Source organism: Cupriavidus sp. HY129 (assembly GCF_059492215.1).
In genome coordinates, this window is record NZ_CP083255.1 from 2,212,714 (window position 1) to 2,238,412 (window position 25,699).

The following is a 25,699-nucleotide window of genomic DNA, read 5'->3' on the forward strand; positions in this document are numbered from 1 at the left end:
CTCCCGCCGTAGTCCGCTATCGGCCAAAATCGGACCTTCGACGTCACGAGTTAAATCGTCGACAATGTGAATCATGCTGCGGCTTGCCGCTCCGCAGGGTTGCCTTCGGGAAACCGGTAATGAGGCTTGAATTTGGGAGATGACGAATGGTGATGAAGGACACTGTCGCACTCATCGTAGATCCTGAATTTGGATCTCGAATTCGGGATGTGGCCGAGGGTGTTTGGCACACGTGGGTTGTGGCTACCCCGGCAAATGTTGTCGTTGCGGAGCAAATTTGGTCCACGTCACCGAATTCGACCGGGCTCAACGTGCAAGGCGGCGTAACTACGTTCATTCCGTATGGAGCAGATCGAGAAAGCTGGTGCGACGCCATCCTAGATTCTATAGACGAGCATCATAATAGTCACTCCCAAGATGATCCGGGATACTCGATTCTAGAGGTCTACGGAACTCCCTTTGCCGAGGGACTGCGGCCGGTTTTCGACGAGTTCGGGTTTTCAATTTTTACGCCGACGGACTATGGTTTTCGTGCGCACAAGCTCCGAACTACGTAAGTGACAGTAGGGGGGGCGGACGTCCGTATTGGGAAGCCACGACTGGCCGCTTGGGGTCGCAAGGCGCCATCTAGGCAGCGGGCGGATGTGGCGGGTCCTCTGTCGAATCATCGTTCGCGGCGGAAAGAGGGTGGTGCTGCATCGCCCGCTCCAGGTCGAGCCGATTCACCAAGCGCTGTCGTTTGACGTTCAGCGGTACCGCTGCAGGCCGCGGCGGCTCGCCATGAAGGGTGCGGGAAGGCGCGCCGAAGCGGCGGTTGTCGCGCAGCGACTGCACCTCGGCCGCAATGGCCAGTGCGTGGCCCAGGCGCTTGTTCTCAACGATGGCGCCCTGGTCGACCTCCGGGAACCGGTCGTAGGTGGTGTAGGGCAGGGAAGTGCCATCCGCCCACAGCTCAATCCGTCCGTCCGGATACTCGGCCACCTCGATGTAGCGATGGATCAGCCGGCGGTGTTCCGGGAGATCCTCCAGCAGGTATAGCACCTTGGCGTACTGCAGGGTCAGGCTCTGCGAGACCTTGCGCCACTCCCGCCAGCTGAAGATCCGTGCCAGCTCCTCGTCGCCGCGCAGCGGCCGGTGGGCATTGAAGTTGCTGCGTGGCACCCTGGCGAAGCGCGCGTTGAAATCGGCCATGAAAGCGTACGCAAACGCGTTGGCGGCGGCCAGGCTGGAGATATTCTGCAGCCGCAGTTCCTTGATCAGTCGGTCCTGCAGCGTGCCGTTCATGCGTTCCACCCGGCCCTTGGCCTGGCTCGTGTTGGCGCAGATGATGTCGATATTGAGTTCATACAGTGCTCGCCCGAACTGCGTGTAGCCACGGCCCTCGGCGCTGTCCCGGGCGTTGACCCGGAAGATGCCGGCCTTGTCCGAATAGAACGCCTGCGGCTTGCCGTGGCGCTCCAGGTAGGCTCGCGTCGCCGTGAAGTAGGCCTGGGTCGATTCGGTCGGCACAAAGAGCAACTGCATCAGCCGGCCGGTGGCGTCGTCGACATAGACCAGCAGCGTGCAGGCGGGTGCGCGGTCCTCGAACCAGGCGTGGTCGCTACCGTCGATCTGCACCAGCTCGCCCAGGCAGGCGCGGCGGTTGCGCGGCTGATGGACCTTGGGCGGGCGTTGCTTCCTCGGCACCCACAACCCGGCATCGATCATGATCCGGCGCACCGTCTCCTTGGCCAGGTCGATGCCATGGCGCTCGCGCAGCTTCTCGGCGGCCAGGGTCGGGCCAAAATCGGCGTAGCTGTCACGGATCAATCCGCGTGCCCGCGCCTCGACGCCAGGCGGGAGCTGGTTGTGGCCGGGCTGGCCCCAGCGACGGGAGAGCAGCCCCTGCGGACCGTCCTGCCGGTAGCGCAGCGCCAGCCGTTCGACCTGGCGCCGGCTGATGCCGAGCTTCTCCGCCGCGCGCCACACCATCAGGCCGTCCTGCACGACGGCCTCGATGACCTTGCAACGGTCCAGTTCCCGCATTCCCATGGTGATGGCGTCCGGTCGTGTCATGTCGCGCTCCAGCCAGGCTGTGGGGTACGACATTTCAATCTAGCCCAGGGGGGGTGCGGATGAATTCTTGGACTGAGTTAAGTTGCGATTCCAAGGTGGCGCCGGTATTCGACCGGACTCATGCCGCGCAGCGACAATTTGATGCGCCGCTCGTTGTACCACTGGATGTAAGAGTTTAGCTCGTGCATGAATCCTTCTACCGTCGTGCCAGCCCAGTTGCGACAGTAGTACATCTCATTTTTCAGGCGACCGAAGAAGCCTTCGCAGGCTGCGTTGTCAGGTGAGCAGCCCTTTCGCGACATGGAACGGATGAGACCAGCCGCCTTGATGCGCTGCAGCCATCCCGGCCAACGATAGTGCGAGCCCCTATCACTGTGTACTACGGGGCTGTCGCCATCGGTGAGCGTGGTGATGGCGCCGTCGAGCATGCTATTGACCAATTGTGCGTCAGGCCTCGTGCCGATAGACCAACTTACAACCTTGCCGTCAAAGCAATCGATCATGGGCGATAGATACACCTTGCCAGCTGGAAGCTGGAATTCGGTGATGTCTGTCAGCCATTTTTGATTTGGCGCCTGCGAATGGAAATCCCTAGCAATCAGGTTCTCGGGGGCAGCGCCAATCTCCCCGCTGTAGGAACTGTACCGACGACGAGGCCGACGGACAGTAAGCTGCTCCTCCGCCATCAATTTGCGCACGACCTTTTCGGAGATCCGAATATCTCGCTGACGCAGCATCGCGTGGATACGACGGTACCCATAGCAGCGATGGTTGCTGTCAAAGATCTCGACCATGGCCTTACGTACATCGCCGTACTTATCGCGCAGCCTCAAGCCTGTCTTGTGATAGAAGTAGCTACTGCGCGCAAGCCCGACGACGCGAAGAAGCTCAGGCAACGGATACGTAGCTTTCAAGGCATCAACCACCTGTGTCTTCTCCCTGTTTGTCAGGGTCAGGGAGTTGATGCCTTGGTCTTTTTTTATTAGATCGCCCGCCTGCGCCAGGATGTCGCGCTCAAGTTGCAGCTGGCGTACCTGCTGTTCGAGCTGCGCGATTCTTTCCAGCAACGCTGCATGCTCGTCTTCAGGCGAGGCCAATTTACGTTTGCGCATAGATCGATATGCCTCGTCTCCGAGCAGTTGATCTTTCCACTTGTACAGCATCGGTCGGCTTACTCCAACCTTTTTCGCTACTTCCTCCGCTGAGCCCCGGCGGGCGCAAAGGTCAGTGACTGCCTGACGTCTCTGCTCGGACGCAAACGGCGCACTGGTGTTTGTGCTCGTGACCATGCGACGCGAGCCAGGGCGCAGCTCCTCAATCCAGCGGGCCAGCATTTCGGTGCTGGGATACCCGAGGGCTCTGCGGGTACCAACTAGAGAGCAGCCATGACCGAAGTAGTGATCCACCGCCACGCTTTTTTGCTCCAGCGTGTATCGATGCCTTGGACGGCGGTGCTCGGGCAGGTCCCCCAGTGCCTGGTAAAGGTTGACCCACCGCTTCAGGTTCTTACCCGACGGATAGCCCAGCTCACGAACGACCGTTGCCGTCTTTCCTCCATACTTTAAATACAGCTTGACCGCCCTGATGCGATCCTCGTACGAATACATGAACTACCTCCAAGTAGTCCAAGAATTCATCCGCACCCCCAGGTACGACATTACAACTTAGCCCTTACATTCACCGTATCTATAATCATTATTATGTTAAATACTTGATGGGCAGGTATTTGATCGAGGAAGCTGCGCAAATGGCTGCCTCTTCGGCAAGCCTAGCGATGGGCTTAGATTGAGGCCCCACTCACAATTACCGCGTTTTGCTGGGCACGGCTATCACCCGCAGACTGCGATCGGCCATGCTCACCCGATCCCGCAAATCGCCCGATTTGCCACAGAGCCACAGAGCCACAGAGCCACAGAGCCACAGAGCCACGTAGCGCGTCCGCGCACGTGAACTGCGCCGCCTCCATTGCACCTGCCCAGCGTGCGGCAGGTTTGGCATTGACTCGGCCACACTGACGCAGCGGGCCATGCCGGTGACAGTACGAAAGGATCTGCAGCGGCTTAGCTCCTTCGGCCACCTGCCACATGTGCGGCTTGGCCGCACGGGAGTTCGCATCGTCCCCGGCCGCGCGTGATGCCACGACTGACAGCAATTCCGAGACCGCTTCGGTCTGCGAGCGGCCCCCACCCTGCCCGACCGATCCGCACCACATCGGTGCTTGCTCGTTGGTATGAAGTTTGCGCACCTCCTCATTACCAATTCACAAAATAAAAATGACCCAGAGCAATTTTTCTCGTCGGGCGCCTTTGCGGCGCCCGACCACGCCAAAACTTGGCCTTCGCGCGGCGACACTTGGCGCCATTCCAGTGAGCGCCCTTGCAGGTGGCCTTCAGCAAGCCCAACAAGAGCTTCCGGCGATCACCGTCCAGGCGGCACGTTTCGATGTCGCGACTGCGGATACCGCCGTCTCCGCCAACCAGGGCTACGTCAGCCGCGAGCAACTCGCCAATCGCCCATTGTTACGTCCCGGCGAACTGCTGGAAACCGTCCCGGGACTGATCGTCACACAGCACAGCGGCGACGGAAAAGCGAACCAGTACTTCTTGCGTGGCTTTAACCTTGACCACGGCACTGACTTGTCCACGACCGTGGCAGGCATGCCGGTCAACATGCGTACCAACGCCCATGGCCAGGGGTACACCGATCTCAATTTCGTGATTCCCGAGTTAGTCAGCGGCATCGCCTACAAGAAGGGCACGTACTTTGCCGAAGAGGGAGACTTCTCGGCAGCGGGTGCCGTGAGCATGGACTATGTGTCGCAACTGCCGACCGGTCTCGCGCAGATCGAACTGGGCCAGCACGACTATCGTCGGGCGGTATTGGCCAACTCCCACCAGGTCGGCCCCGGCACCGCGCTCTATGGGCTGGAATGGCTGCAGGAGAATGGTCCGTGGGTGTTGCCGGAAGGCGTGCACAAGCTCAATGGTATGTTCCGATACACGCTGCCGCTCAGTGCCGGCGAGCGTGTCGGCATCACCGCCATGGGCTATCGCAATAGCTGGGACTCGACCGACCAGGTGCCGCAGCGCGCGATCAACGAAGGGCTGATCTCCCGCTTCGGAAATATCGATCCCACGGATGGCGGCTATGCGTCGCGCTACAGCCTGTCCGCCGACTGGCTCAGGCCCGTGCAATCGGGCTTGTTCAGGGCGAATGCCTATGTCATCAAGAGCCGGCTGCAACTGTTCTCGAATTTCACCTACGCGCTGAACAACCCGGAACGTGGCGACCAATTCCAGCAGTTCGAGAATCGCGTCACCGCAGGCGTCAACGCGTCGCGCCTCTGGTTCGGCAAGCTGGGCCCGCGCGACACCGAGACCGAGGTCGGCGCGCAGGTCCGATTCGACCGGCTGGGCCCTATCGCACTGGCCAATTCGGAAGAGCGGCAGATCTACGAAACGATTCGGACCGATACCGTCAACGAATCCAGTGCGGCGCTATATGTACGCAACACGACCGAATGGCTGCCTTGGCTGCGCACGATCGCGGGACTGCGGGCGGATCAGTTCTGGTACGGTGTTTCGAGCGACAATCCCGCCAACTCCGGAAACGGCACCGACCACATCATCAGCCCCAAGTTCAGCGTCGTGATGTCGCCGGCCGACCAGACCGAAGTGTTCCTGAACTGGGGGCGCGGTTATCACAGCAACGACGTACGCGGCGCCACCACCACGATTGACCCGTCCACGGGCGCACCGGTACAGAAAGTCAGCGTGCTCGTGCCGGCAACCGGCTACGAGATCGGCATCCGCACCCGGCGGCTCGCCCCTGCCCTGCAGTTGTCGGCCTCGCTCTGGCAACTCGACATCGGATCGGAACTGGTCTTCTCGGGCGACAGCGGCACGACAGAACCGAGCCGACCAAGCCGCCGCCGTGGGATTGAGCTGGCAGGCTACTATGCACCGCCCGACGGCCCGCTCGCCGGCTTGATCCTCGATGCGGACGCGGCTTTCTCGCGGGCACGCTTCCGCGATCACGAGGACATCGGCGATTACATTCCGGAATCGATCCAGACCACGGCGTCGGCCGGCGTGTCGTACAACACGGGACGCTGGTCGGTAGGCGCGCGGGCCCGCTACTTCGGCCCACGTCCGCTCATCGAGAACAACAGCGTGCGTTCCGCTTCCTCGTTTCTTGTCAACCTGAAGGTGGGCTATCGAGTACTGAAGGGCGTGCGGATTTTTGCCGAAGTTCTGAACGTGTTCGGCAAGCGGGTCAACGACATCGACTACTACTATGCTTCGCTGCTGAAGGGCGAAACGTCACCGCTCAACGCAGACGGCTCGCCTGCCGGGATCAACGATCACCATATCCACCCCGCCGAACCGAGGACGTTCCGGGTGGGCGTCTTGTGGAGTTTCTGAACATTGGACCTTTCGATGCATGGCACAAGCGACGATTGACGGGTTCCGATTCCGTCCCGACTTCACCGCTCGTCATGCCATCAGAATGTGATCGGCAGCCGCACCGTGACTGTCAGGTCAGGGGTGTCGCGTGTCACGCCCGCGCCCACCGACAGGTTCAGCGTGTACCGGTTGTTGAAGCGATACGAGTAGCCCACCAGCAGCGTGCCCTGCGTGATACGCACCGATCCCGCGATGGTTTCTCCGTTCTGCTTGGTCGGCCAGATGATGCTCTGGTCGTAACCGATACTGAATGACGCGTTCTCATTGATCGCCAGACCCATGCCGAAGTTGAACTCGAACATGTCTCCGGGAGCGATCTTGCCAAGGAACTCCTGCTGGCCAGCAAGCACATTGCGGTAGACATTGTCACGCGCGAAGTTGTGCATGTAGCTGAAGCCGCCGAAGAGTACCGCCGGTTCGGTTGGAAACAACCACGTAATGCCGGGCTGGATCGCCTGGAAACCAGTTCCCGTTGGCATGCTCAGGGGTAGACCGGTGCCGGTGGCATTGCCCACGCAACGGGTCACGCAATCGGTGACCACCTGGAACGGATCTCTGCCGGTGTTCGACTTGTAGCGCAGCCAGCCGATGAAGTACGGCATCTTCTCGCTGCCGTAGTTGAGCTGGTAGCGAAGGGTCGCTTCCACATCGCCAAGGCCACTGCCATTGGCGGTGAAGGCGCTGTCGACAGCGGTCCCCGTGAAGACCTCGTGACTGATCGTGTTGCTGCTTGCGCTCACGTACGGCACCTTGGCTTCTATCTCGAGGCGCTTGGTGATGCCGTAGCGGAATGCGAACGCGCTGATGTAAGTGGACGTCCTGATGTCGCGCACATCGATCAAGCCGACCAGTATGGCGGGGATTACCGTGTAGCCCACCAGCGACACCGAGTCGCCGTACGAGTAGCTGTACTGGAAGCTCGGCTCGACGACAATTTTGCCGACTGGCGTGAGCACGCCTGGCTGGTCGAAGATCGGCGCGATCGCCGGCGGGCGCGTGTCGCGCTCTGGCGGATTGCCCACCGGCTGCTCGGCACCTGCGGCAGATTCGCCTTGCTGTTCGCCCTGGGCTGCCTGGCCCTGTTGCGTATTCTGTGGCGCAACGGCCTGTGGCGGCGTTTCGGATGGCGTCTGCTGGGCCTGCGCGGTGCTGTTGATCTGCGTGGCGCTGCTGGCTGCCGCAGCCGCTGCCGCGCCGGTCGCGGCATTGCCCGGCGTCGCGCCGGCGCCAACCTCTGCCTGGCCGCCGCGCTTATGCGCCAGCATCTCGTTGTCCACAGTGTTACGAAGTTCGCGAATGGTATCCGCCCGTTCGGTCAGCACTCGCTTCATGGCTTCGAGCTGCTTCGCCCGCTCGGCGATTTCCTTCTGTAGCGACTCAAGCTGCGCGGGGGTGGGAGCGTCATCAGGCGTCGTCTGCGCATGGGCCATGCCGCCTAGCAGCAACATCGTGGAGCAACTGGCAAAGCGAGTGCCCCACAGCGAGCGCTTCTTCATGACGTCCTTCTCCCAAGGGCCGACGCTCGGCTACCCGGATGCTCGAAATCGGCCCGGTCGATGTTCGCCTGGGCGCACCATGGCTTGGGGCGACTTCATTCCGGACGATATTTGGACAACCCTGCACCGAGGGAAAGTGGTCCATGCTCAATAGGAACGCAAACGTGCGCATGCTTGCGTTGACCGCCTTCGCGCTCTGGATGCTCTGGCTATTGAGATTATGCTGACGTACGTTGGACGGCAAGTTCGATACCGCACCTACGTAGTGACGATCTTGCCCGTGACTTGGCGGATCAAGGTGACAATCTGTCAACTGTTCAATGCCACCAGATCACCTTCCATATGTCTGCGCAAAAGATCATTAGGGAGGCGGAGGTATGCTGCCCAGACATCAGGTGGAGCCATACTCCTGGCAGTTCGGAATGCTACGGAGCCATCGCAAGGCTGCTGTCTCGCAATGTGAGACAGCTGATAGGGTTCGTGTGTGGGACCCACTGAACATGGAATCGCGACCATCGCCTGCAGGCGCGGACAATCAGAAGCTGGCAGTTACTGAGACCAATGCGACCCGTGGATCCGCTTGAGCCAGCCCTCCGTAGGCATCAACGGCGGCCCATCCTCGTCTTCCCAGAACGTTGCGAACGGCAAGACGCACCGTGGCGGGGTAGCGCGTGCCACTCACGCGATATCGCATTCCCAGGTCCCAGCGAGTCCATGATGGCACCTGCTGCGTATTCGCCGCATCCACATACTGCGCACCGTTGCTAGCCACGGCAGTGAGCAGCGTCAGGCCTGGTATCTGGCGGACATCCCATTCCGCGCCAAGATTGAGTTGCCATGATGGCACGCCGACCGGGGTCTTTCCAGACAGCGTTGGACTCCCCGAGATCGTCGCGTCGAGCCACATCGCACCGGCGTTGACGCGCACGCCGCGCAGCAACTCATGTTGTACGCCAAGCTCCAGTCCGCGGTTGCGCTGCTCGCCATCGGCCCCGAAATGCGCCCCGTTCAATACACCAACAGGCCTGCTGATCTGGAAAGCACTGATGGTCGCCTCAAGGTCTCGCCGCGCGAGCCTGACCCCTGCCTCGTACTGGGTAGAACGGTAAGGTGCCATCACCTCACCTGCGTTTGCCGCGCTCGTCGGCGCGACATCTCCTTTGCTGAGTCCGTCAATGCGGTGCGCGTAGAGTGATACGGCCTGGTTCGGCTTGAACACGATACCGAGCAGAGGGGCTACCGCACCCGCGTCGTAGTGCTCGATCACAACGCCTTCCGGGCTGAAGTTGTCGGAACGAATGCGCTGATAGCGAAATCCGGCCGTCAACTGCAAGGACTCATCCCTTGTCGATACCGTGTCGACAAGGGACAACCCAGTCAGGTACGTCGAGGACACCTTGGGGACGCTGACAGGAACGGCAATTGACTGCGGGGGTAGCAGCACGGGATCGTAGAGATTGGTAAGCGACGTGATCGCAGAGTTCACGAGTCCGCGATTGAGCCGGTCCCAGTAGCCGCTGGCCGACAGTGCAATACGATGTTTCGTGGGGCCGATGGCAACCCGCCATCGCATACCGGCTTCGGCGCTAGTGCGTGCCACGTCGAATCGGTAGTTCGTATCGGATACGGATACGTCTCCCGCCTCGTTGATGATCGTTGGCGTGATGGCGAAAACGCGCGCCACACGTGTCCGGCCACCTCCGACGTGGGCGAACACCTGCGTGTTCTCGTCAACGTCGTAGGCAACCCGCGCCAATGTCGCGCCATCATGGATTTCCGAAGACTCCCATGGCTGGGATATGTTGCGATGGCCGTCCGGCGCCGCTGGCACGTCGATACCCGCAACGATATGCAGCAGCCGGAACGGCGCCGATATCCGCTCATACTGGGCGATGACATCGAGGCTCGCGCGCAACTGGCTGCCGCGATAGTCGAAAGCCAGCGCCCCCGAGCCGGCATCGCGATGCTGGTTGTCCAGAGCGGTATCACCACCGCGGTAGCCACCATTGAAGCGAATGCCGAACGCACGGTCGCCGCCGAGCCGTCTGCCCACATCGATGTTCGCGCCAAACTGGGACAACGAGCCATAGTCCGCAGCGGCCTCGGTCACGTCCGCGTCCCCTGCCCGCTTCGGCACGATGTTGATGGCGCCACCCACGCTGCCGCCAGGTGACATGCCGTAGAGCAGCGTCGCTGGGCCCTTGATCAGTTCCACCCGCTCGACGTACCCCGTCGCAACGCGATAGTTGGATGCGATGCCGTAGACGCCATCGAACGCAATTTCACCGAAGTTGCCGTTGCTGTACGGAAATCCGCGAATCGTGAAGGCGTCGAGAATGCCGCCCGGCTTGCTGACCGAGCGAACCGAAGCATCGTTCTCCACGACATCGGCCACGCTATACGCCTGCTGGTCCCGGATCTCGCGCGCGTCGAAAACCCGGGTACTGACTGGCGAGTCCATGCCGTTTATGCTTCCCAGGGCTCCCAGATTCACCGTGCCGGCGATTCCATGCCCGGCTTGCGCGCCCTGCGACACATCTGCGCGATAGGCCTGGCCGACTACGGTCACCGTGGGCAATGTCTGCGCGGCTTCCGCCTGCGTGTCGGCGGCAGAGGCCTTGCGTATCAGGTACCCTCCATCGCGCAGGTCGACGGCGTGGTAGCCAGTCTCGTGGAGCAGGATCCCGATGCCGTCGGCAATCGTATGCGGCCCCGTCAGCCCCGCGCTGTGCAGCTTCCGCAGCGCGTCGGCATCGAAGGCCAGGTCCATCTTCGATGCCGTGGCGAACTGTATGAGCACCGCGTCCAGCGGACCGGGTGGTATCGAGTAAGTGCGAGCCTCGGCCGCCGCCCGTTGCACGGAACCAGCGGCCGGACAGTCCTGGGCATCCAGGATGATTGCCGTCGCGAGAACGATCCCGAGCAGGATTTGGCGGCAGCCTATCTGCATGGGCCCTGCATCAGAAGTCCACCGTCACCGAGCCGAGGAACGTGCGCGGCGCGCCCTGCGAAATCGTGCTGTAGGAAGCCACGCCCGACCAGTAATGCTTGTCGAAGGCATTGATGACCGTGGCCCTGAACGTGGTGGTCTTGCCCGACACCTTCGTCCGGTAGCGAGCCCCAACGTCGACGGTGGTCCACGACGGCACCGACTGCGTGTTGGCCTGGTTGACGTAGGTGCGGCCCGTGTAGTTGAGCGCGCCAGTCAACGTCAGGCCCTGCAGCCACGGCAGGTCCCATTCGGCGCCAAGATTGGCCATGAAGTCCGGTACGCCCACCGGCCGGTTGCCCTGCGTCGCAGCGCTATTGGTCTTGGTCAGCTTGCCGTCCAGCCAGGTAATGCCGCCCAGCAGCCGAACCCGCCGCACCACTTCGCCAGAGACAGTCAGTTCCAGCCCTTGATTTCGTTGCTCGCTGTCCACGGCGTAAACCGTGCCGAACAACTGGCCGCTCGGCTTGGTCATGCGGAAGGCTGCCAGCGTGGCCATGATCGATCCGGCATCGACCTTGACGCCGACTTCCTGCTGCTTCGTCTTGTAGGGAGCGAATACCTGCCCGGCATTCGAGGCAGTGGCCGGCGCAATATCACCCTTGCTCAGCCCCTCGACATAGTTCGCATAGAAGGAAACGTTGCGCCATGGCCTGAAGACGATGCCGGCCAGCGGCGTCACGGCGTTCTCGTCATACGAAGACGACTTTGCGCCAGTTGCGGTGTTGTAGTTGTTCGACTCGACCTGTTGATACCGCAAGCCGAGCGTCAGGGCCACGCGATCATCCATGGTGCTGACCGTGTCGACCAGGGCTACGCCGGAGAGCGTGGAATCCGACACCTTGGGAACAAAGCTCGGTGGCGCGATCGACTGCTCGGGGCTCACCACCGGGTGGTAGATATTCGAACGGACCGGCGTTCCCGCGACGTTGGCGTTGGCAATACGATCCGAGTAGAGATTGGCCTGCAATGCAAGTGCATGCTTGACCGGACCGGTGTCGAACTTCGCGCGCACGCCGGTATCGAACGACATCCGGTTGATCTGAAACCTCCAGTTTTGCACTGCGGCGGAAGTGTCGCCCGCCGCGTTGAGGATTGTCGGGGTCTGGTCCGAGAGGCGGGACACGTCGGACCGCGTCCCGCCGGCATCGGCATAGACAGTGACGTTGTCCGCCACGTCATATTCGACGCGCAACAGCGTCGAGACGTCGTTGGACTTCCACCATCCCCAAGGCTGGGTGACGTTACGCCGGCCATCGGGTGCCGCCGGCACTTCGATGCCAGGAGCCACCAGGAACGGGCGCGTCGGCGCATCGATCCACTGGTACTGCTCGATCAGGTCCAGCGATGCCCGCAGACGGTCGCCGTGATAGTCCAGCGATACGGCCGCCACCTCGCTGCGTGACTTCTGGTTGTCCAGCGGCGTGGGCCCCTGACGGTGCAAGCCATTGAAGCGAACGCCCCACTCCTTGTCGTCGCCCCAGCGACGGCTCAAGTCAACGGCCCCGCCCACTTGGGCGTCCGACGCATAGTCGAGTGTGAAGCGTGTCAGGTCCGTGGCGCCCGCCCGCTTGGGAACGAGGTTCACCACGCCCCCCACGCCGCTGTTGGGCGACATCCCGTAGAGCATGGCGGCCGGCCCCTTGAGGACCTCGACGCGCTCCATGTATTCAGGAAAGAGATGGTAGTTCGGCGAAACGCCATACACGCCGTCGAACGCGACTTCCGACAGGTTGCCTTCATTGATCGGGAAGCCGCGAATCATGAACGAGTCGGTGACGCCGCCAGTCTGGCCGGTGAAGCGAACCGAAGGGTCCGCGTTGAGCACATCAGCCAGGGTCACGGCCTGTTGGTCCTCGATGCGCTGGGCCGTGTAGCTGGTGGTGGAGAACGGCGTATCCAGGCTGTCACGGTTGCCGAGCATCCCGAGGCGGCCGCCGCGCGCGGTTTGCCCGCCTGCATAGGCTGCCGGGAGATCGGTGGCATCACTGGCGGCCACGGCGCTCACCGTCACTGCGGGAAGGGTGGTTTCCGGAGCCTTGTCCGTGGAAGTCTGCGCGGTGGCGTTGATTGACATGACACCCGAGCCGACGGCAAGGCAGAGCATCGCCTGATGGAGTGCGGCAGCAAGTGGCTTGGGCGAAGGGAAGCATGCGGACTGGGTGCTGGTGCGGGATGACAGATGGCGGGATCGGTGTGACGACATGGTTGCGAAGTCCAGAGCGGATTGAAGAGGGTTCCTACAATCCAAGCCGGACAGGTCGCCCAATCCCCTCAATTCACTTCGATTTTTTTCACATCACCCCGTCTCAGGCATGCACCCTGGGCCCGACGCGAACCCAGTAGCGCGTGAAGTACGACACCCGGATTGGCAGCGCCTTCTCCAGGAAACGCAGCGTGCGATCCGTATCGTCGATGCGGTACGCACCCGAGATGACCAAATCCGCGACGGCGGGATCGCAATCGATGCGTCCGTGGCGATAGCGGGCAAGCTCCGCAAGCACGTCGGCCAGACGCATGTTGCTGCCGGAAAGCAGCCCGTTGGCCCAGCTGTCGGGCGACAGCGCGGCGGCATCGCTCAATGCGCTTGCCTCCTGCGTCATCGTCCAGGTCGTGCCGGGCGTGGCAACGGCTTGTGATTGCGCTTTGCCGTCGTGCAGCGCGACCGCGCCCTGCTGCACGCTGACACACGCGCGATCCGCTTCGAGCCGCACCGCGAAACGTGTCCCGAGCGCGCGCATCGCGCCGAACGGCGTTTGCACACGGAATGGCCGCGCTGCGCCGCCGTCGTGCCCGGTCGTGACCAGAATCTCGCCACGCCGAAGCAACACGTCGCGATGCTGGCCATCGAAGCGAATATCAAGGGCGGTCTCGGTATTGAGCACGACGACCGTGCCATCTTCCAGCGCCAGCCTGCGTTGTTCGCCCACGCCAGTACGCACGTCGGCGGCCCAGCTTCTCCATGGCGTTTCGCGATAGGCCATGGACAACCCAAGCATGGATACGCCACCCAGAGCCAGCAACTTGATCGCCTGGCGGCGGCCGCGAATGGTCTCGGCGTTGCGGAGCGTCTCCACAGCCAGCTTCGCCGGCACACGGGGGAATCCATCGCGTAGTGATTGGATGCGTTGCCATGCCAGCCGGTGCCGGGGATCCGCACCCTCCCAGACCAGAAAGCGCTGGCGCATCTCGTCGCTGGGTTCGTTGAACAGCAGGCGGACGGCCCAATCAATGGCCGCATCAATGACTTCTGACGGCAAATCGGCTTGCGAATTGGACATCTTTGCGCCCTGTGCTTGTGCCGGTTGCTAAGCGCCGAACTGCAACGCGTAGCATCGGCGCAGCGCCTGGCTGATGTACCGCTCGACGGTCGCCAGCGACATGCCAATGCGCTCCGCGATCTGCGGGCAAGTCAGGCCGTCGAGCTGCGCCAGCAGGAATGCCGTGCGCGCGTTCGGCTTCAGCGTATCGAGCATCTGATCGATCTCGATCAACGTCTGCAGGAAGTGCAGACGGCTTTCGGGCGATGGCGAATGCGCTTCCGGCAACTGAGCCAGCGTCTCCAGCCACGCTTGCTCAAGTTCCCGCCGCCGCCAGAAATCGATGACCAGACCATTGGCAATGGTGCCCAGGTAGGTGCGCGGCTCGCGGATCTCGGCGACTTTCCTGTGAAGCACCCTGACGAATACGTCCTGGGCGATGTCCGCCGCATCGCATGCATTGCCGATCTTCCGCAACAGCCAGCCTTGCAGCCATGCGTGATGCCGGCTGTAAAGGACATCGACCTGCGAACGGGTACCTGGATCCATCGCGACTACCTCATCTCACCACAGCGGGGGTCATCAGGTCTTCCAGGACATACGCCGCCAACTGAGGGCGCCCCGCTATGGACGAGCGGATAAAGATCCCACGCCCGATAGGCAGGAAAAACGGCAAGTAAAAGAGGCAACCTGGTGGACATAGTCACTGCGGCAGGCACCGCCGTGCTGCACAGCGGTTCAGGAATTTCGGATTCGCATCAGATGCAAATGTAACTTATTCTCACTTGCGAAGAAAGAACGTTACCAGAAACACCACCACATGTGTCGCATACGGCATATGAGATGCCTAAGGCATTTGCCCTGCGCGGGCAAAAGTTGATCCTTCCCTACCTTTCGCGCCTTGGACAAACGCCTGGGGCGTGACCGAACAAATGCCGCACCAAGGCGAAACAGCACTGGCCACCGAATCGCAAAAGGTCGTCAGGGATTGGACTTGGCACCACATTGGCGTGGTGAAGCCAATGTCCCAGGCTCGCATGGTCGTCAGCGGAAAGACACCTCAGGGCAAGACCCTGCCCCTCGACTTCGTGCCAACTGGCAAACCCCTGGGGTTTCGCGTGATCGTCCAGAACGCGCCGCTTTCCGGCGCGGACGTGAGACGTTCGCACGCGAGGTCGTGCACGCCCCCTGCGTGCAGTTGCTGGAAGAGCCATCAAGGACCACTGGCCTCTCCTCCAAACATCGGAACCTGTCCGATAACCCGCGTGTGATCCTGATCCGACGGTGTTCAGTCGAGCTGGATATGGGCGTCCTGCACGATCTTGGCCCACTTGGGCATATCACCCGAGACCACCGCCGCCAGTTCCTGCGGCGCCGACCCGACCGGCTGCAAACCCATGCCCGCCAGCTTCTGGCTGATTTCAGGCAGCTTGACGATCCGCGCCACCTCGGTGGCCATACGGCTGGTCACGTCTTTCGGCGCATTGGCGGGCAGGAACAGGGCAAACCATCCGCTAGGCTCGAATCCCGGCAAGCCCTGCTCCGCGAACGTCGGCACATTCGGAATCGCCTTGTAGCGCTGGGTACCGGTGATGCCCAGGATCTTGAACTTGCCGCTGGTCAGGTACGGATACGCCGATGTCACATCGACGAAAGCCGAATCCACCTGGCCGCCGAGCAGATCGTTGAGCAAGGGCGCAGCCCCCTTGTACGGAATATGCGTCAGTTCGACGCCGGTCTGCTGTCGTAGGAGTTCGCCATGCAGATGCGACGAAGTCCCGTTGCCGTATGAGCCGTAACTGAGCTTGCCGGCCTTGGCCAGTGCGATGAACTCGCGTAGCGTGCTGGCCGGCACGCGGTTGGGCACGACAAACAGGTCGGACGATTTGGCAATCAGCGAGACCGGCGTGAAATCCTTGTTCACGTCATACGGCATACGCTTGTAAAGGCTGGGCGACTGGATCAGCGCGGTGATGGCCAGCAGCACCGTGTAGCCATCGGGCGCGGCCTTGGCCACGGTGTCGTTGCCCAGCATGCCGCTGGCGCCGGGCTTGTTGTCGACGACCACGGGCTGTCCCCAGGCTTCGGCCAGCCGCTGGCCGATCATGCGGCCCACAGTATCGGTGCCCCCGCCGGCCGGATACGGGACGATCAGCCGGATCGGCTTGTTCGGGTAGCTGGGCTGGGCCAGTGCCTGGCCAACGCCGCCCAGCATGGCGGCGCCCGCCAGGGTGCCGGCTTGCGCCAGCCAGGTTCGTCTGCTCGTTTGCATGAAGCTGTCTCTCTCAAGAACTGGATTCGGTACGCCGGATACGTCGGATGCGTCGGATGCGTCGGATGCGTCGGATGCGTCGGATACGCCGGAAACACCGGCCTCCCCCGCCGCCTATGCCCGCATGGCGTGTTCCTGCAGCGCGCGCCACTGGATCTTGCCGGTGGCCGATTTGGGCAGCGCGTCCACGAACTCGACGATGCGCGGCACCTTGTAGGCCGCCAGACGCTCGCGGCACCAGGCCATGATGCGTTCCGCATCGGCCTCCGGCGTGCCGCGCGATTCGGGGCGCAGCGCCACCACGGCCTTGACCGTTTCGCCGCGATGCTCATCGCGCGCGGCGATCACGCAGGCCTCGTGGATGGCCGGGTGGCCGTAGAGCAGGTTTTCCACCTCGGCCGGCCAGACCTTGAAGCCAGACGCGTTGATCATGCGCTTGAGGCGGTCGCGCATGAAGAAATAGCCCTCTTCATCCATGAAACCGAGGTCGCCGGTGCGTAGAAAGCGCTTGCCGGCGATTTCGATAAAAGATTCCGCATTGGCCTGCGGGTTGTTCCAGTAGCCCTGCATCACCTGACCACCGTGAACGACGATCTCGCCGATCTCGCCCTGCGGCAGCTCGGCGAGCGATTCGGGGTCCACCACGCGGGCATCCACGCCGAAGGTGGCGATGCCCAGGCATTCACGCTTGGGCTTCTGGCGCGGGTTGGACAGCAGGAACGACGCGGTCTCGGTCATGCCATAGGCCTCGACGTACGGCAGGCCGAAGCGCTCCTGCAACATGTTGGCCACCGCGTCGGGCATCGCCGCGCCACCGCCCCCCAGAAAAGCCAGGCTGGACAGGTCACGCCGGGCCACATCGGGCTGCGCGAAGAAGTCCACCAGCATGGCCGGCGGCGCGCCCCAGGCCGAGACGCGGTAGCGCTCGATCAGATCGGCGGCAAGCGCGCGGTCCCAGCGCGGCATCAGCACCACGGTGGCACCCAGGTAGATCGGCGAATGCATGCAGTTCTGCATGCCGAGCAGGTGGAACATCGGCGCCACCGCCAACACCACCGATTCCGGCGAACTGCTGCGCCAGACTTGCGAGCCCACCGCGGAACTCATCATGGTGCCGTGGGTATGCATGCAGCCCTTGGGATTGCCCGTGGTGCCCGACGTGTATGCCAGCATGCAGAGCGTGTCGTAGCCGGCCTCGTGCGCACGCGGACGCTGCCCGGCATTGCGCGCGGAGTCCCAGTCCACTGGCATGGCGCCACCTGGCGCCGCGCGCAGCGCGGGAGCAGGCTCGCGGAGCCAGGCCGGAACCGGCAGGCCACCATCGTCGCGCAGCATCCCCGCGTAGTGGTACGTGATCACGTGACGCAGCGCCTTGCCATGCAGCGGCGCGACGCGCTCATACAGTTCGCTGCCGCAGAACGCGGCCACCGCGCCGCTATCGGTAACCACATGCTCCAGTTCGGCTTCCAGCCACATCGGATTGGCTGGCACGACCACCGCCTCGGCACGCAGGATGGCGTAGTACGCCACGATGAACTGCGGGGCGTTCTGGCTGTAAAGCACTACCCTATCCCCGGGATGAATGCCGCAGCTTTGCTGCAGATAGCCGGCCATCCGTTCGACGTCATCCAGCAGTTCCGCATAGGAGATCGCGGTGCCGAAATACTGGATCGCCGTCTTGCCGGGATAGCGCCGCGCGGCCACTTCCAGGTTGTGGAACAGGCTGGTCTGCGGCACATGCAGCGTGCCAGGCAGGCCGGCAGGCCAGGCAGGAGAACGGTAAGGCTGGGATGTACTGGCGGACTTCATGTCAGGCAAAGGCTCAATCAAGACGAATGTTGTGGGTACGGATCACCTTGCCCCAGCGGGCATAGTCGGTCTGGACGGTCTGCGCAAAGGCATCGGGCGTGCTGCCGGTCAGGATCACGCCCATGTCGTTCATGCGCGAACGCACGGCGGGGTCTGCCAACACCTTGTTGACGTCGGCCGAGAACTTCTCGACGATCGGCCGCGGCGTGGCTGCGGGCAGCAGCAGGCCGAACCAGCCCAGCGAATCCATCCCGGAAACGCCGCTCTCCTTGAAGGTCGGCACATCAGGCAGTTGGGGCGAGCGCGACGCGCCGGTCACAGCAAGCGCGCGCAGACGCCCGGACGCGGCGTGGGGCTTGGCGCCCATCACCGAGATCACAGCGGCTGGCACTTGGCCACCGAGCAAGTCGTTCAACTCGGGCGCCTCGCCCTTGTAGGAGACGTGGATCATGTCGAGGTTGGCGGATTCGTTGAATATCTCGCCATAGAGGTGGCCGCTCGATCCCGTGCCATACGATCCGAAGGAGTAGTGCCTGGGCTTGGCGCGGACCAGCGCGATGAATTCCTTCAGGCTGGTGGCCGGCACCGCACTGCTGTTGATGGCAAACACCAGGTTGGTGGTGCCAAGCTCGGATACCGGCGCAAAGTCCTTGACCGGGTCAAACGGCGCCTTGGTATAGAGGCTCGGTGCCTGCACGAGCGTGGTGATGGTCAGCAGCGCGGTGTAGCCGTCCGGCTCCGCGCGGGCTACGGCCTCGGCGCCGATCATGCCGCTGGCACCGGGGCGGTTTTCCACCACGACCGGGCGCCTCCAGATCTTGCCGAGGCCATCGGCAATTGCCCGCGCCAGCACGTCGGTAGCCCCGCCGGCCGGGTACGGCACCACAAGGCGCACCGATTTCGACGGGAAGGCCCCTTGGGCCATGGCGGTACCGGCGCCGGATAGGCCAGCAACAGCACCCGCCAGCGCCAGCGCTCCGGTGCCAAGACGCAGCAATGCACTCCGGCGATTTGCCAGCATGTGGTTGTCTCCTTTCTTGTTGTCCTTTTTTTCCCGGGTCGCTGCCGAGTCCGGCGTTGCCGGCGGCGATCCGCCCGGCTCCGGACTTCTGCATAGTGAGAGAGTGCGTGATCCGGCACGGTCTGGACAATGACCAGACAACCCAAAATCATTGGCCGAATCGTTCAGACGGAAGGCAGGCTTTGGCAAATCCCGATTGTGTGTCGCGAACCGGGCGCGGTAAGGTCCGCATCAGCCCGGCATGCCGCCATTGCGCGCGGCAGGGTTCCGGAGCTGCCCTACACGACGAGGAGACTCATGCACATCGTTGCCACTCCCGCTCACCGGCACCCCGTGCCGGGCAAGCAGCGCAGCACCGCTGTACCGGGTCCGGCATTGGCTGGCACTACTGGCACCACCATCGCCCCGCTTGCGACAACGGCAACGCCAGCGCCGGCCCGCCATACCATCGCCATCCATCATGTCGACCAGATCCTGCTCGGGGTGCGCCGACTGGGATTCGACATCGATGCCGTGCTGCGGCGTGCTGCGATCTCTCCGGCGCTGCTGGCATCGCCGAACGCGCGCGTGACCCAGGACCAGTACGCCGCGCTGATCCGTACGCTGCGCCGCACCACGCGCGACGAACTGTGGGGCCTGCTTAGCCGCCCCGTACCTCCCGGCGTCTTCGCCCATGCGGCCGGCGCGATGGTCCACAGCGCCACCCTGGAAGAGGCCATCCAGGCCGGGTTGCGCCAGTACCGGCTGCATCTCGACGAATTCACGCCACGGCTGCACCTCAGCCCCGACGGCAAGACGGCTTCACTGATATTGCACGGGCATGCGCCAGCCACGCCGTGCCAGATCTTCGCCAAGTCGACCTTCGCGTTCCATGCTTACGGCCTGATCAACTGGCTGGTGGCGCGGCGCGTGCCCCTGTCGCATGTCGATCTGGGTTCGGGCCCGCCCCAGGCGCTGACGGACACCGAGCGTATCTTCAATACGACGGTCCGATACGGGCAGTCCTGCACGGCCCTGCACTTCGATGCTGCCTGGCTGCGGCTGCCGGTGATGCAGGATCCCGCCGGCCTGCGCGAATTCCTGCTCGAGACCCCGCACAAGCTGCTGGTGCGTTATCGCGACAATAGCTGCCTGGCGGAACGCATCCGGCTGCACCTGCGCTCCCACCTGGATGACGAGCTGCCGTCGCTGGAGCAGATGGCGCAGATGCTGCGCCTGACACCGCAAACCCTGAGCCGTCGCTTGCGCGATGAAGGCCGCGGTTACCAGAACATCAAGGACAACCTGCGCCGCGACGCGGCGATCGGCATGCTCGAGCACTCATGCCTGTCGCTGCAACAGGTGGCGCTGAGGCTGGGCTTTTCCGAGCTGAGCACCTTCCACCGCGCATTCAAGAAATGGACCGGCGTCGCGCCCGGCGAGTACCGGCAGCGCGGCATGCAACCTATCTCGCCCATCCAGGACGATAGCCCTCGGCAAAGTGCCTGATTTCCTTGCTGAACTCGGCACAGACATGCGTCATCAGGTCCATCGAGCGATAGACCAGGTAGACGTTGAAGTCCGGCAGTTCGTCCTCCATCGGTAGCACCTCCAGCGAACCGGGGTCCATGCGCAACGGCCCGCCAGTGCCCCGGAAAACGAAGTCTGACCACATGCTGATGAGGTCAGTCTTGGTAGCCAGTTGCAGCCCCAGCAGATTGGATGCGCTCTGCACGATCCGGCGCGGTATTTCCAGTCGGTGCAACCGCATCAGGCTCGAAATCGGGCTGCCGGGGTCATCGAGCGGGTCCAGCACCAGCCAGTCGGCATCCAGCAGCGGACGCAGCCGGCGGACACGTCGCAGTGGATGGCCCGGCCGCACGGCCAGACGCATCGGCACCGAGAACAAGGACTCCCACTGGAGTCCGCCCGCTCCCGGCCCGCTATTGGTGGAGATCAGCCCGAGATCGAGCCGCCCTTCCCGCAGCCCTTCCTGAATCTGCTGCGGGCGCTGCTCGAAGCCACGCAAGGCGACATTGGGGAAGCGCTTGCGCAGCGCCGCCATGGCATCAGGCAGCGGGCCACTGGAGGCCACGGCGGTAAACCCGATGTTGAGTTCGGCTTCCGCGTGGCCGCGTATGGATTCGATGTCTTCCAGCGCGTGCCGCAGTTCCTGTTCGACCACTGTGGCCCGCTTGACCAGCGCCATCCCATACGCAGTCAGACTCACACCGCGCACGGAGCGGGACAGCAGCGTGACGCCAAGTTCTCGCTCCAGTTCAGCGATGGCCTTCGATAGCGCGGGCTGCGAAATATGCAGCCCGCGTGACGCCTCGTGGATGCTGCCGTGCTGCGCCACGGCCAGCAGAATGCGCAGTTGATGTAGCTTCACGTTCGCCTGGTCTCCCCTCTTCTCCGCGCCCGCCGCGGCGTCCCGACCGGACCATGCCCGCATCAGGTGCGCATCAGGTGCTTCGCGCGCCTGTGCGGTGCAGCATGCGTCCGGTCTCTCGCGCCAGCACTTCCGGGCTTTCCCCGATAGCCGGTGAACACTGGTTATGACGGTGATTCTATTTGGTTATCGGGATGAATATTTGCGATTTTGTAGGTTCGCGACTTCCCCGAATACTTCATCGCCAAGGGTTCCTGAACAGAAGCCCGTCCCCCACCTTCGGAGACCACCGATGAATGACGCCACCCTGCAGCCGGCTCTTGCCCCCGCACCGGCTGCCGCCGAGCCACGACGAACCAGCCAGGCCCGGTTGATCGCCGCCTGCTCCATCGGCAATGCGCTGGAAATGTATGACTTCACCGTCTACAGCTTCTTCGCGCTCATGATCGGCAAGCTGTTCTTCCCCTCCGAGAGTGCCTACGGTTCGCTGCTGCTGGCCGTGGCAACGTTCGGTATCGGCTTTGTGATGCGGCCTCTGGGCGGCTTCGTGATCGGCAACTATGCCGACCGCCACGGACGCAAGGCTGCCATGACGCTGACCATCAGCCTAATGGTGGTTGGAACGCTTTGTCTGGCGGTGGCCCCGACGTACGCCACGGCGGGCCTGCTTGGCCCGCTGATCATTCTGGCGGGGCGTCTGCTTCAGGGCTTCTCGCTGGGCGGCGAGATCGGTGCCTCCACCGCCATGCTGATGGAGGCCGGCGGTATCCGCGGGCGTGGCTTTCGTGTGAGCTGGCAGCTTGGCAGCCAGGGCATCGCCGCCCTGTGCGGCGCGCTGACGGCGGCGGTGCTGTACGGCAGCCTGTCGCCGGAAGCGCTGCAGAGCTGGGGATGGCGCGTGCCGTTCTTCCTGGGCTTGCTGATTGCGCCCGTAGGCTTTTACATCCGATCGCATCTGGACGAAACGCACACGGCCGAGACCCATGCGCCAAGCCCGCTCGGCACGCTGTTCCGCGAGCACGGCACCCTGGTGGCCAAAGGCGTCCTCACCATCATCGGCGGCACCGTCGGCACGTATCTGGTGATCTATTTCATGCCGACCTACATGATCCGGGAACTGCATCTCCCGGCCTCGCTATCGCTGCTGGCCGGCTGCGTCACGGGTCTGACCAGCTTTGCCGCGTCGCTCTGCTCCGGCTGGCTGGCCGACCGCCTCCAGCGCCGCAAGCCGCTGGTGGTCGCCGCCATCCTGTTCACCGTGGTGGCCCTCTATCCGGCCTTCTGGCTGATGACGCACTACCCCAGCGTGCCGCTGGTGCTGTCGCTCTCCGCGCTGCTGACCGCGAGCCTGTATCTGGGAACGACGCCACTGCTGCTCATGATGATGGAGATGCTGCCGATCAAGGTACGGGCCAGCGGCCTGTCGGTGATCTACGCCATCGGCGTCACGGTGTTCGGCGGCTCATGCCAGTTCGTCGTCACCTGGCTGCTGGCCCGCACCGGCAATCCGCTGTCCCCAGCGTTCTACATGATGGCCTGCAGCGCCGTGACATTGCTGACCGTGCTGACCCTGCGCGAAGTGCGCGAAACCCACTGACCCGCCAGCATCCGCCAGCACCCGCTAGCCCCGCCTGCACCCGATTGCCCCCTTTCCCCGCAAGGAACCCTGACATGACTAAAGCACCCACGCTCCAGCCCTTTCAACTGCTGCCCCATCTGCTGCCTCCGGTCGACATCGACGCCGAGACCTTCGTCAACATCCGTCGTCAGATTCACGCCCAGCCCGAACTCGGCTTCGAAGTCGGCGCCACCAGTACGCTGGTGACGCACCTGCTGCAGAGCTGGGGCTATGACGTCCACACGGGTATCGGCAAGAGCGGGGTGGTAGGCCAGTTGAAACTAGGCAACGGCACGCGCCGGCTGGGCATTCGCGCCGACATGGACGCGCTGCCCATCGTCGAAGCCACCGGCCTGCCCTATGCCAGCCGCAACCACGGCAAGATGCACGCCTGCGGGCACGACGGCCATACCGCCATCCTGCTGGCCGCGGCGAAAGCGCTGGCCGACAGCCGCAGCTTCGACGGCACGCTCAACCTGATTTTCCAGCCTGACGAAGAGAACCTCTGCGGCGCGCGCGCGATGATCGAAGACGGGCTCTTCGAGCGCTTCCCCTGCGATGCGGTTTTCGCGCTCCACAATATGCCGGGCGTGCCGGCGGGCAGTTTCCGTGTGTTGCCAGGGCCGGTCAGCCTGTCTTCCGACGTGGCCGACATCACCATCAAGGGTGTGGGCGGGCATGGGGCGATGCCGCACCGCGCGCGTGATCCGATTGCCGCATCCGCCGCGATCGTGACGGCGCTGCAAACCGTGGTAGCCCGCAATGTGGCGCCAGACGACACCGCCGTCGTGTCGATCGGTTTCATTCGTGGCGGCGCCACGCACAACGTGATCCCCGAATCGGTAACCCTTGGCGTCAACGTGCGCGCGGCGCGCGCGGAAACCCGGGCGATGGTGGAGCAGCGCATCCGCGAGATCGTCAGCCTGACCGCGCAGGCCCACGGCGTCGAGGCACACATCGACTACCGCCAGCTCACCCCGCCCATGGTCAATACCGAAGCCGAAACCCGACTGGCGCAGCGGATCTGCACCGATCTCGTGGGGGCGGAGAACGTCGTCACGCAAGCCCCGAAGGGACTCAACGGCAGCGAGGATTTCGCCTGGATGCTCAATAAAGTCCCGGGCTGCTACCTGATCCTCGGCAACGGCGAAGGCGAATTCGGCGGCTGCATGGTGCATAACCCCGGCTACGACTTCAACGATCAGGTGCTGCCGCTTGGTGCGGCCTGCTGGGTACGGCTGGCGCAGACGTACCTGACAGCCTGACTGCCTGAGCCCCGATCCGGTCGCCGCCGCCGGCCCCGTCGGCGGCTAGTCCTTCGCCAGCTTTGCCGGGCGCATGGTCGCGCTTTCCAGCAACTGTTCGTGGACGAAGGAGCGCAGCAGCAGCGCCTCGCGTTCGCCGTAGCCGTCAAACGCCACGCCGACGCTGTGGTACGGCGCCGCGGCGCCAGCATTCGGGTCCTGCCGCGTCCAGCCCTCCAATGAGAAGGCCGACTTGATCCCGCCGGTGCGCAGCGTGAACGCCAGCCGCACCTGCAAGCCCGGCGCGGTCAGCGCGTCGTTGGCCGTGGAAACCGACACGCCGCCGGTACTCAGGTCCGTGATCAGCACGGTCTGAGGGGCGTCGGCACCATCCACCCGGGACATTCGTCCCACCAGCCGGACCGGCACACGGATGCTGCCACGCATTTCACGGGCATCGACATGGCTGATGTCCGTCAGCATCCAATAAGGGAACGGCGTGCGCGAAGTCGCCCGGACACGTGCCGAAAAGCTGTGGATGCTGGTGCCCGTGAAACCACGGACCAGCACCAGATCGCCGTCGCAGGGCTCCGCAGACGTGCCGGCCAGGCCGGGCCACGCCACGAACACGGCGTCATCGTTGAAACCGATCAAGCGGCTCACCCAGGCGCGTTCCAGATCGCCAGGTCGCTTGACGTGCAGCAGCGTGCCGACCAGCAGCCCATAACCGCCGGCCCATGGGGGCGATGGCTCGTCCGGCCTGAGCGGCGCCATGTCGTCCGCCCAGAAACAACGTCCCGCCTGCAGCACGAGCGCAACCTCGTCCCCGGTCTGGAAGACGGTTCCCTCATCCGCCACGGGAAAGCCCAGTTCATCGACCAATGCCGACTTCAGTGGCTGTCCCAGCTCGATCTCATTTGCCAGAATTTCCCTTCGCATTGCAGTCTGCCCTTGATTCTTCCCTGGTCGTGCCTGTTGGCCCTTACTCTACCGCCGTATCTGTTGCAAGCGTTCGAGTGCCTTGTGCGAATTACCAATCAATCACCTTTGGACAAGCGTCAATGTGCGCTGTTATATTGCCTGAGCCGATTTTGTCTC

At 63.3% G+C, this 25,699-nt stretch carries 16 protein-coding genes; 4 read left to right on the forward strand and 12 right to left on the reverse strand.

Annotation, left to right across the window (positions count from 1 at the left end; genetic code table 11):
• Window positions 1–627 precede the first annotated feature (627 nt).
• Window positions 628–2,055 carry an ISNCY family transposase gene (locus tag K6G35_RS26255; RefSeq protein WP_495676584.1) on the reverse strand — a complete coding sequence of 476 codons (1,428 nt, stop codon included), beginning with the start codon at window positions 2,053–2,055 and terminating at the stop codon, window positions 628–630.
• Window positions 2,056–2,132: 77 nt separating this feature from the next.
• Entirely contained in the window at window positions 2,133–3,662 is a 1,530-nt protein-coding gene (locus K6G35_RS26260) for an IS3 family transposase (RefSeq protein ID WP_058698951.1), read from the reverse strand.
• Between the two features lie 759 nt (window positions 3,663–4,421).
• Between K6G35_RS26260 and K6G35_RS26265 the strand changes: the two genes are divergently transcribed.
• Window positions 4,422–6,479: a TonB-dependent receptor gene (locus tag K6G35_RS26265; protein ID WP_495676585.1), complete on the forward strand. Its 2,058-nt coding sequence runs from the start codon at window positions 4,422–4,424 to the stop codon at window positions 6,477–6,479.
• Window positions 6,480–6,559: 80 nt separating this feature from the next.
• On the opposite strand, the gene K6G35_RS26270 is transcribed toward K6G35_RS26265, so the two are convergent.
• The 8 genes from K6G35_RS26270 to K6G35_RS26305 form a co-directional block, all read right to left on the reverse strand.
• A complete protein-coding gene (locus K6G35_RS26270; RefSeq protein WP_495676586.1) occupies window positions 6,560–8,017 on the reverse strand; it encodes an acetate kinase in 1,458 nt (485 codons plus the stop codon).
• A gap of 535 nt (window positions 8,018–8,552) precedes the next feature.
• Window positions 8,553–10,967, reverse strand: coding sequence for a TonB-dependent receptor (locus tag K6G35_RS26275; RefSeq protein ID WP_495676587.1), 2,415 nt, complete (start codon window positions 10,965–10,967; stop codon window positions 8,553–8,555).
• 10 nt (window positions 10,968–10,977) lie between these two features.
• A complete protein-coding gene (locus K6G35_RS26280; protein WP_495676588.1) occupies window positions 10,978–13,212 on the reverse strand; it encodes a TonB-dependent receptor in 2,235 nt (744 codons plus the stop codon).
• A 103-nt stretch (window positions 13,213–13,315) separates the two neighbouring features.
• Window positions 13,316–14,287, reverse strand: a complete 972-nt coding sequence (locus tag K6G35_RS26285) for a FecR domain-containing protein (RefSeq protein WP_495676589.1) — start codon at window positions 14,285–14,287, stop codon at window positions 13,316–13,318.
• 27 nt (window positions 14,288–14,314) lie between these two features.
• Window positions 14,315–14,815, reverse strand: coding sequence for a sigma-70 family RNA polymerase sigma factor (locus tag K6G35_RS26290; RefSeq protein WP_035884603.1), 501 nt, complete (start codon window positions 14,813–14,815; stop codon window positions 14,315–14,317).
• 739 nt (window positions 14,816–15,554) lie between these two features.
• Window positions 15,555–16,538, reverse strand: a complete 984-nt coding sequence (locus tag K6G35_RS26295) for a Bug family tripartite tricarboxylate transporter substrate binding protein (protein ID WP_286881402.1) — start codon at window positions 16,536–16,538, stop codon at window positions 15,555–15,557.
• A 114-nt stretch (window positions 16,539–16,652) separates the two neighbouring features.
• Window positions 16,653–18,347 (reverse strand): long-chain fatty acid--CoA ligase, encoded by a 1,695-nt coding sequence (locus K6G35_RS26300; protein WP_286881403.1) that lies wholly within the window; start codon window positions 18,345–18,347, stop codon window positions 16,653–16,655.
• A gap of 13 nt (window positions 18,348–18,360) precedes the next feature.
• Window positions 18,361–19,368 (reverse strand): tripartite tricarboxylate transporter substrate binding protein, encoded by a 1,008-nt coding sequence (locus tag K6G35_RS26305; protein WP_286881405.1) that lies wholly within the window; start codon window positions 19,366–19,368, stop codon window positions 18,361–18,363.
• 297 nt (window positions 19,369–19,665) lie between these two features.
• Here K6G35_RS26305 and K6G35_RS26310 point away from each other — a divergent pair, with 297 nt between their 5' ends.
• Window positions 19,666–20,856, forward strand: coding sequence for an AraC family transcriptional regulator (locus tag K6G35_RS26310; protein WP_286881407.1), 1,191 nt, complete (start codon window positions 19,666–19,668; stop codon window positions 20,854–20,856).
• Here the strand turns inward: K6G35_RS26310 and K6G35_RS26315 are convergent.
• Window positions 20,813–21,739 carry a LysR family transcriptional regulator gene (locus tag K6G35_RS26315; protein ID WP_017513732.1) on the reverse strand — a complete coding sequence of 309 codons (927 nt, stop codon included), beginning with the start codon at window positions 21,737–21,739 and terminating at the stop codon, window positions 20,813–20,815. The two genes, K6G35_RS26310 and K6G35_RS26315, sit on opposite strands and share 44 nt — an antisense overlap.
• Before the next feature lie 292 nt (window positions 21,740–22,031).
• On the opposite strand from K6G35_RS26315, the gene K6G35_RS26320 reads away from it, so the two are divergent.
• Both K6G35_RS26320 and K6G35_RS26325 read left to right on the forward strand, forming a co-directional pair.
• The gene (locus tag K6G35_RS26320) at window positions 22,032–23,336 is read left to right on the forward strand and encodes an MFS transporter (RefSeq protein ID WP_495676590.1); all 1,305 of its coding nucleotides are present in this window, start codon (window positions 22,032–22,034) and stop codon (window positions 23,334–23,336) included.
• A gap of 74 nt (window positions 23,337–23,410) precedes the next feature.
• Window positions 23,411–24,622 (forward strand): M20 aminoacylase family protein, encoded by a 1,212-nt coding sequence (locus K6G35_RS26325; protein WP_495676591.1) that lies wholly within the window; start codon window positions 23,411–23,413, stop codon window positions 24,620–24,622.
• Between the two features lie 45 nt (window positions 24,623–24,667).
• On the opposite strand, the gene K6G35_RS26330 is transcribed toward K6G35_RS26325, so the two are convergent.
• Window positions 24,668–25,540 carry a flagellar brake domain-containing protein gene (locus K6G35_RS26330; RefSeq protein ID WP_008643888.1) on the reverse strand — a complete coding sequence of 291 codons (873 nt, stop codon included), beginning with the start codon at window positions 25,538–25,540 and terminating at the stop codon, window positions 24,668–24,670.
• Window positions 25,541–25,699 lie beyond the last annotated feature (159 nt).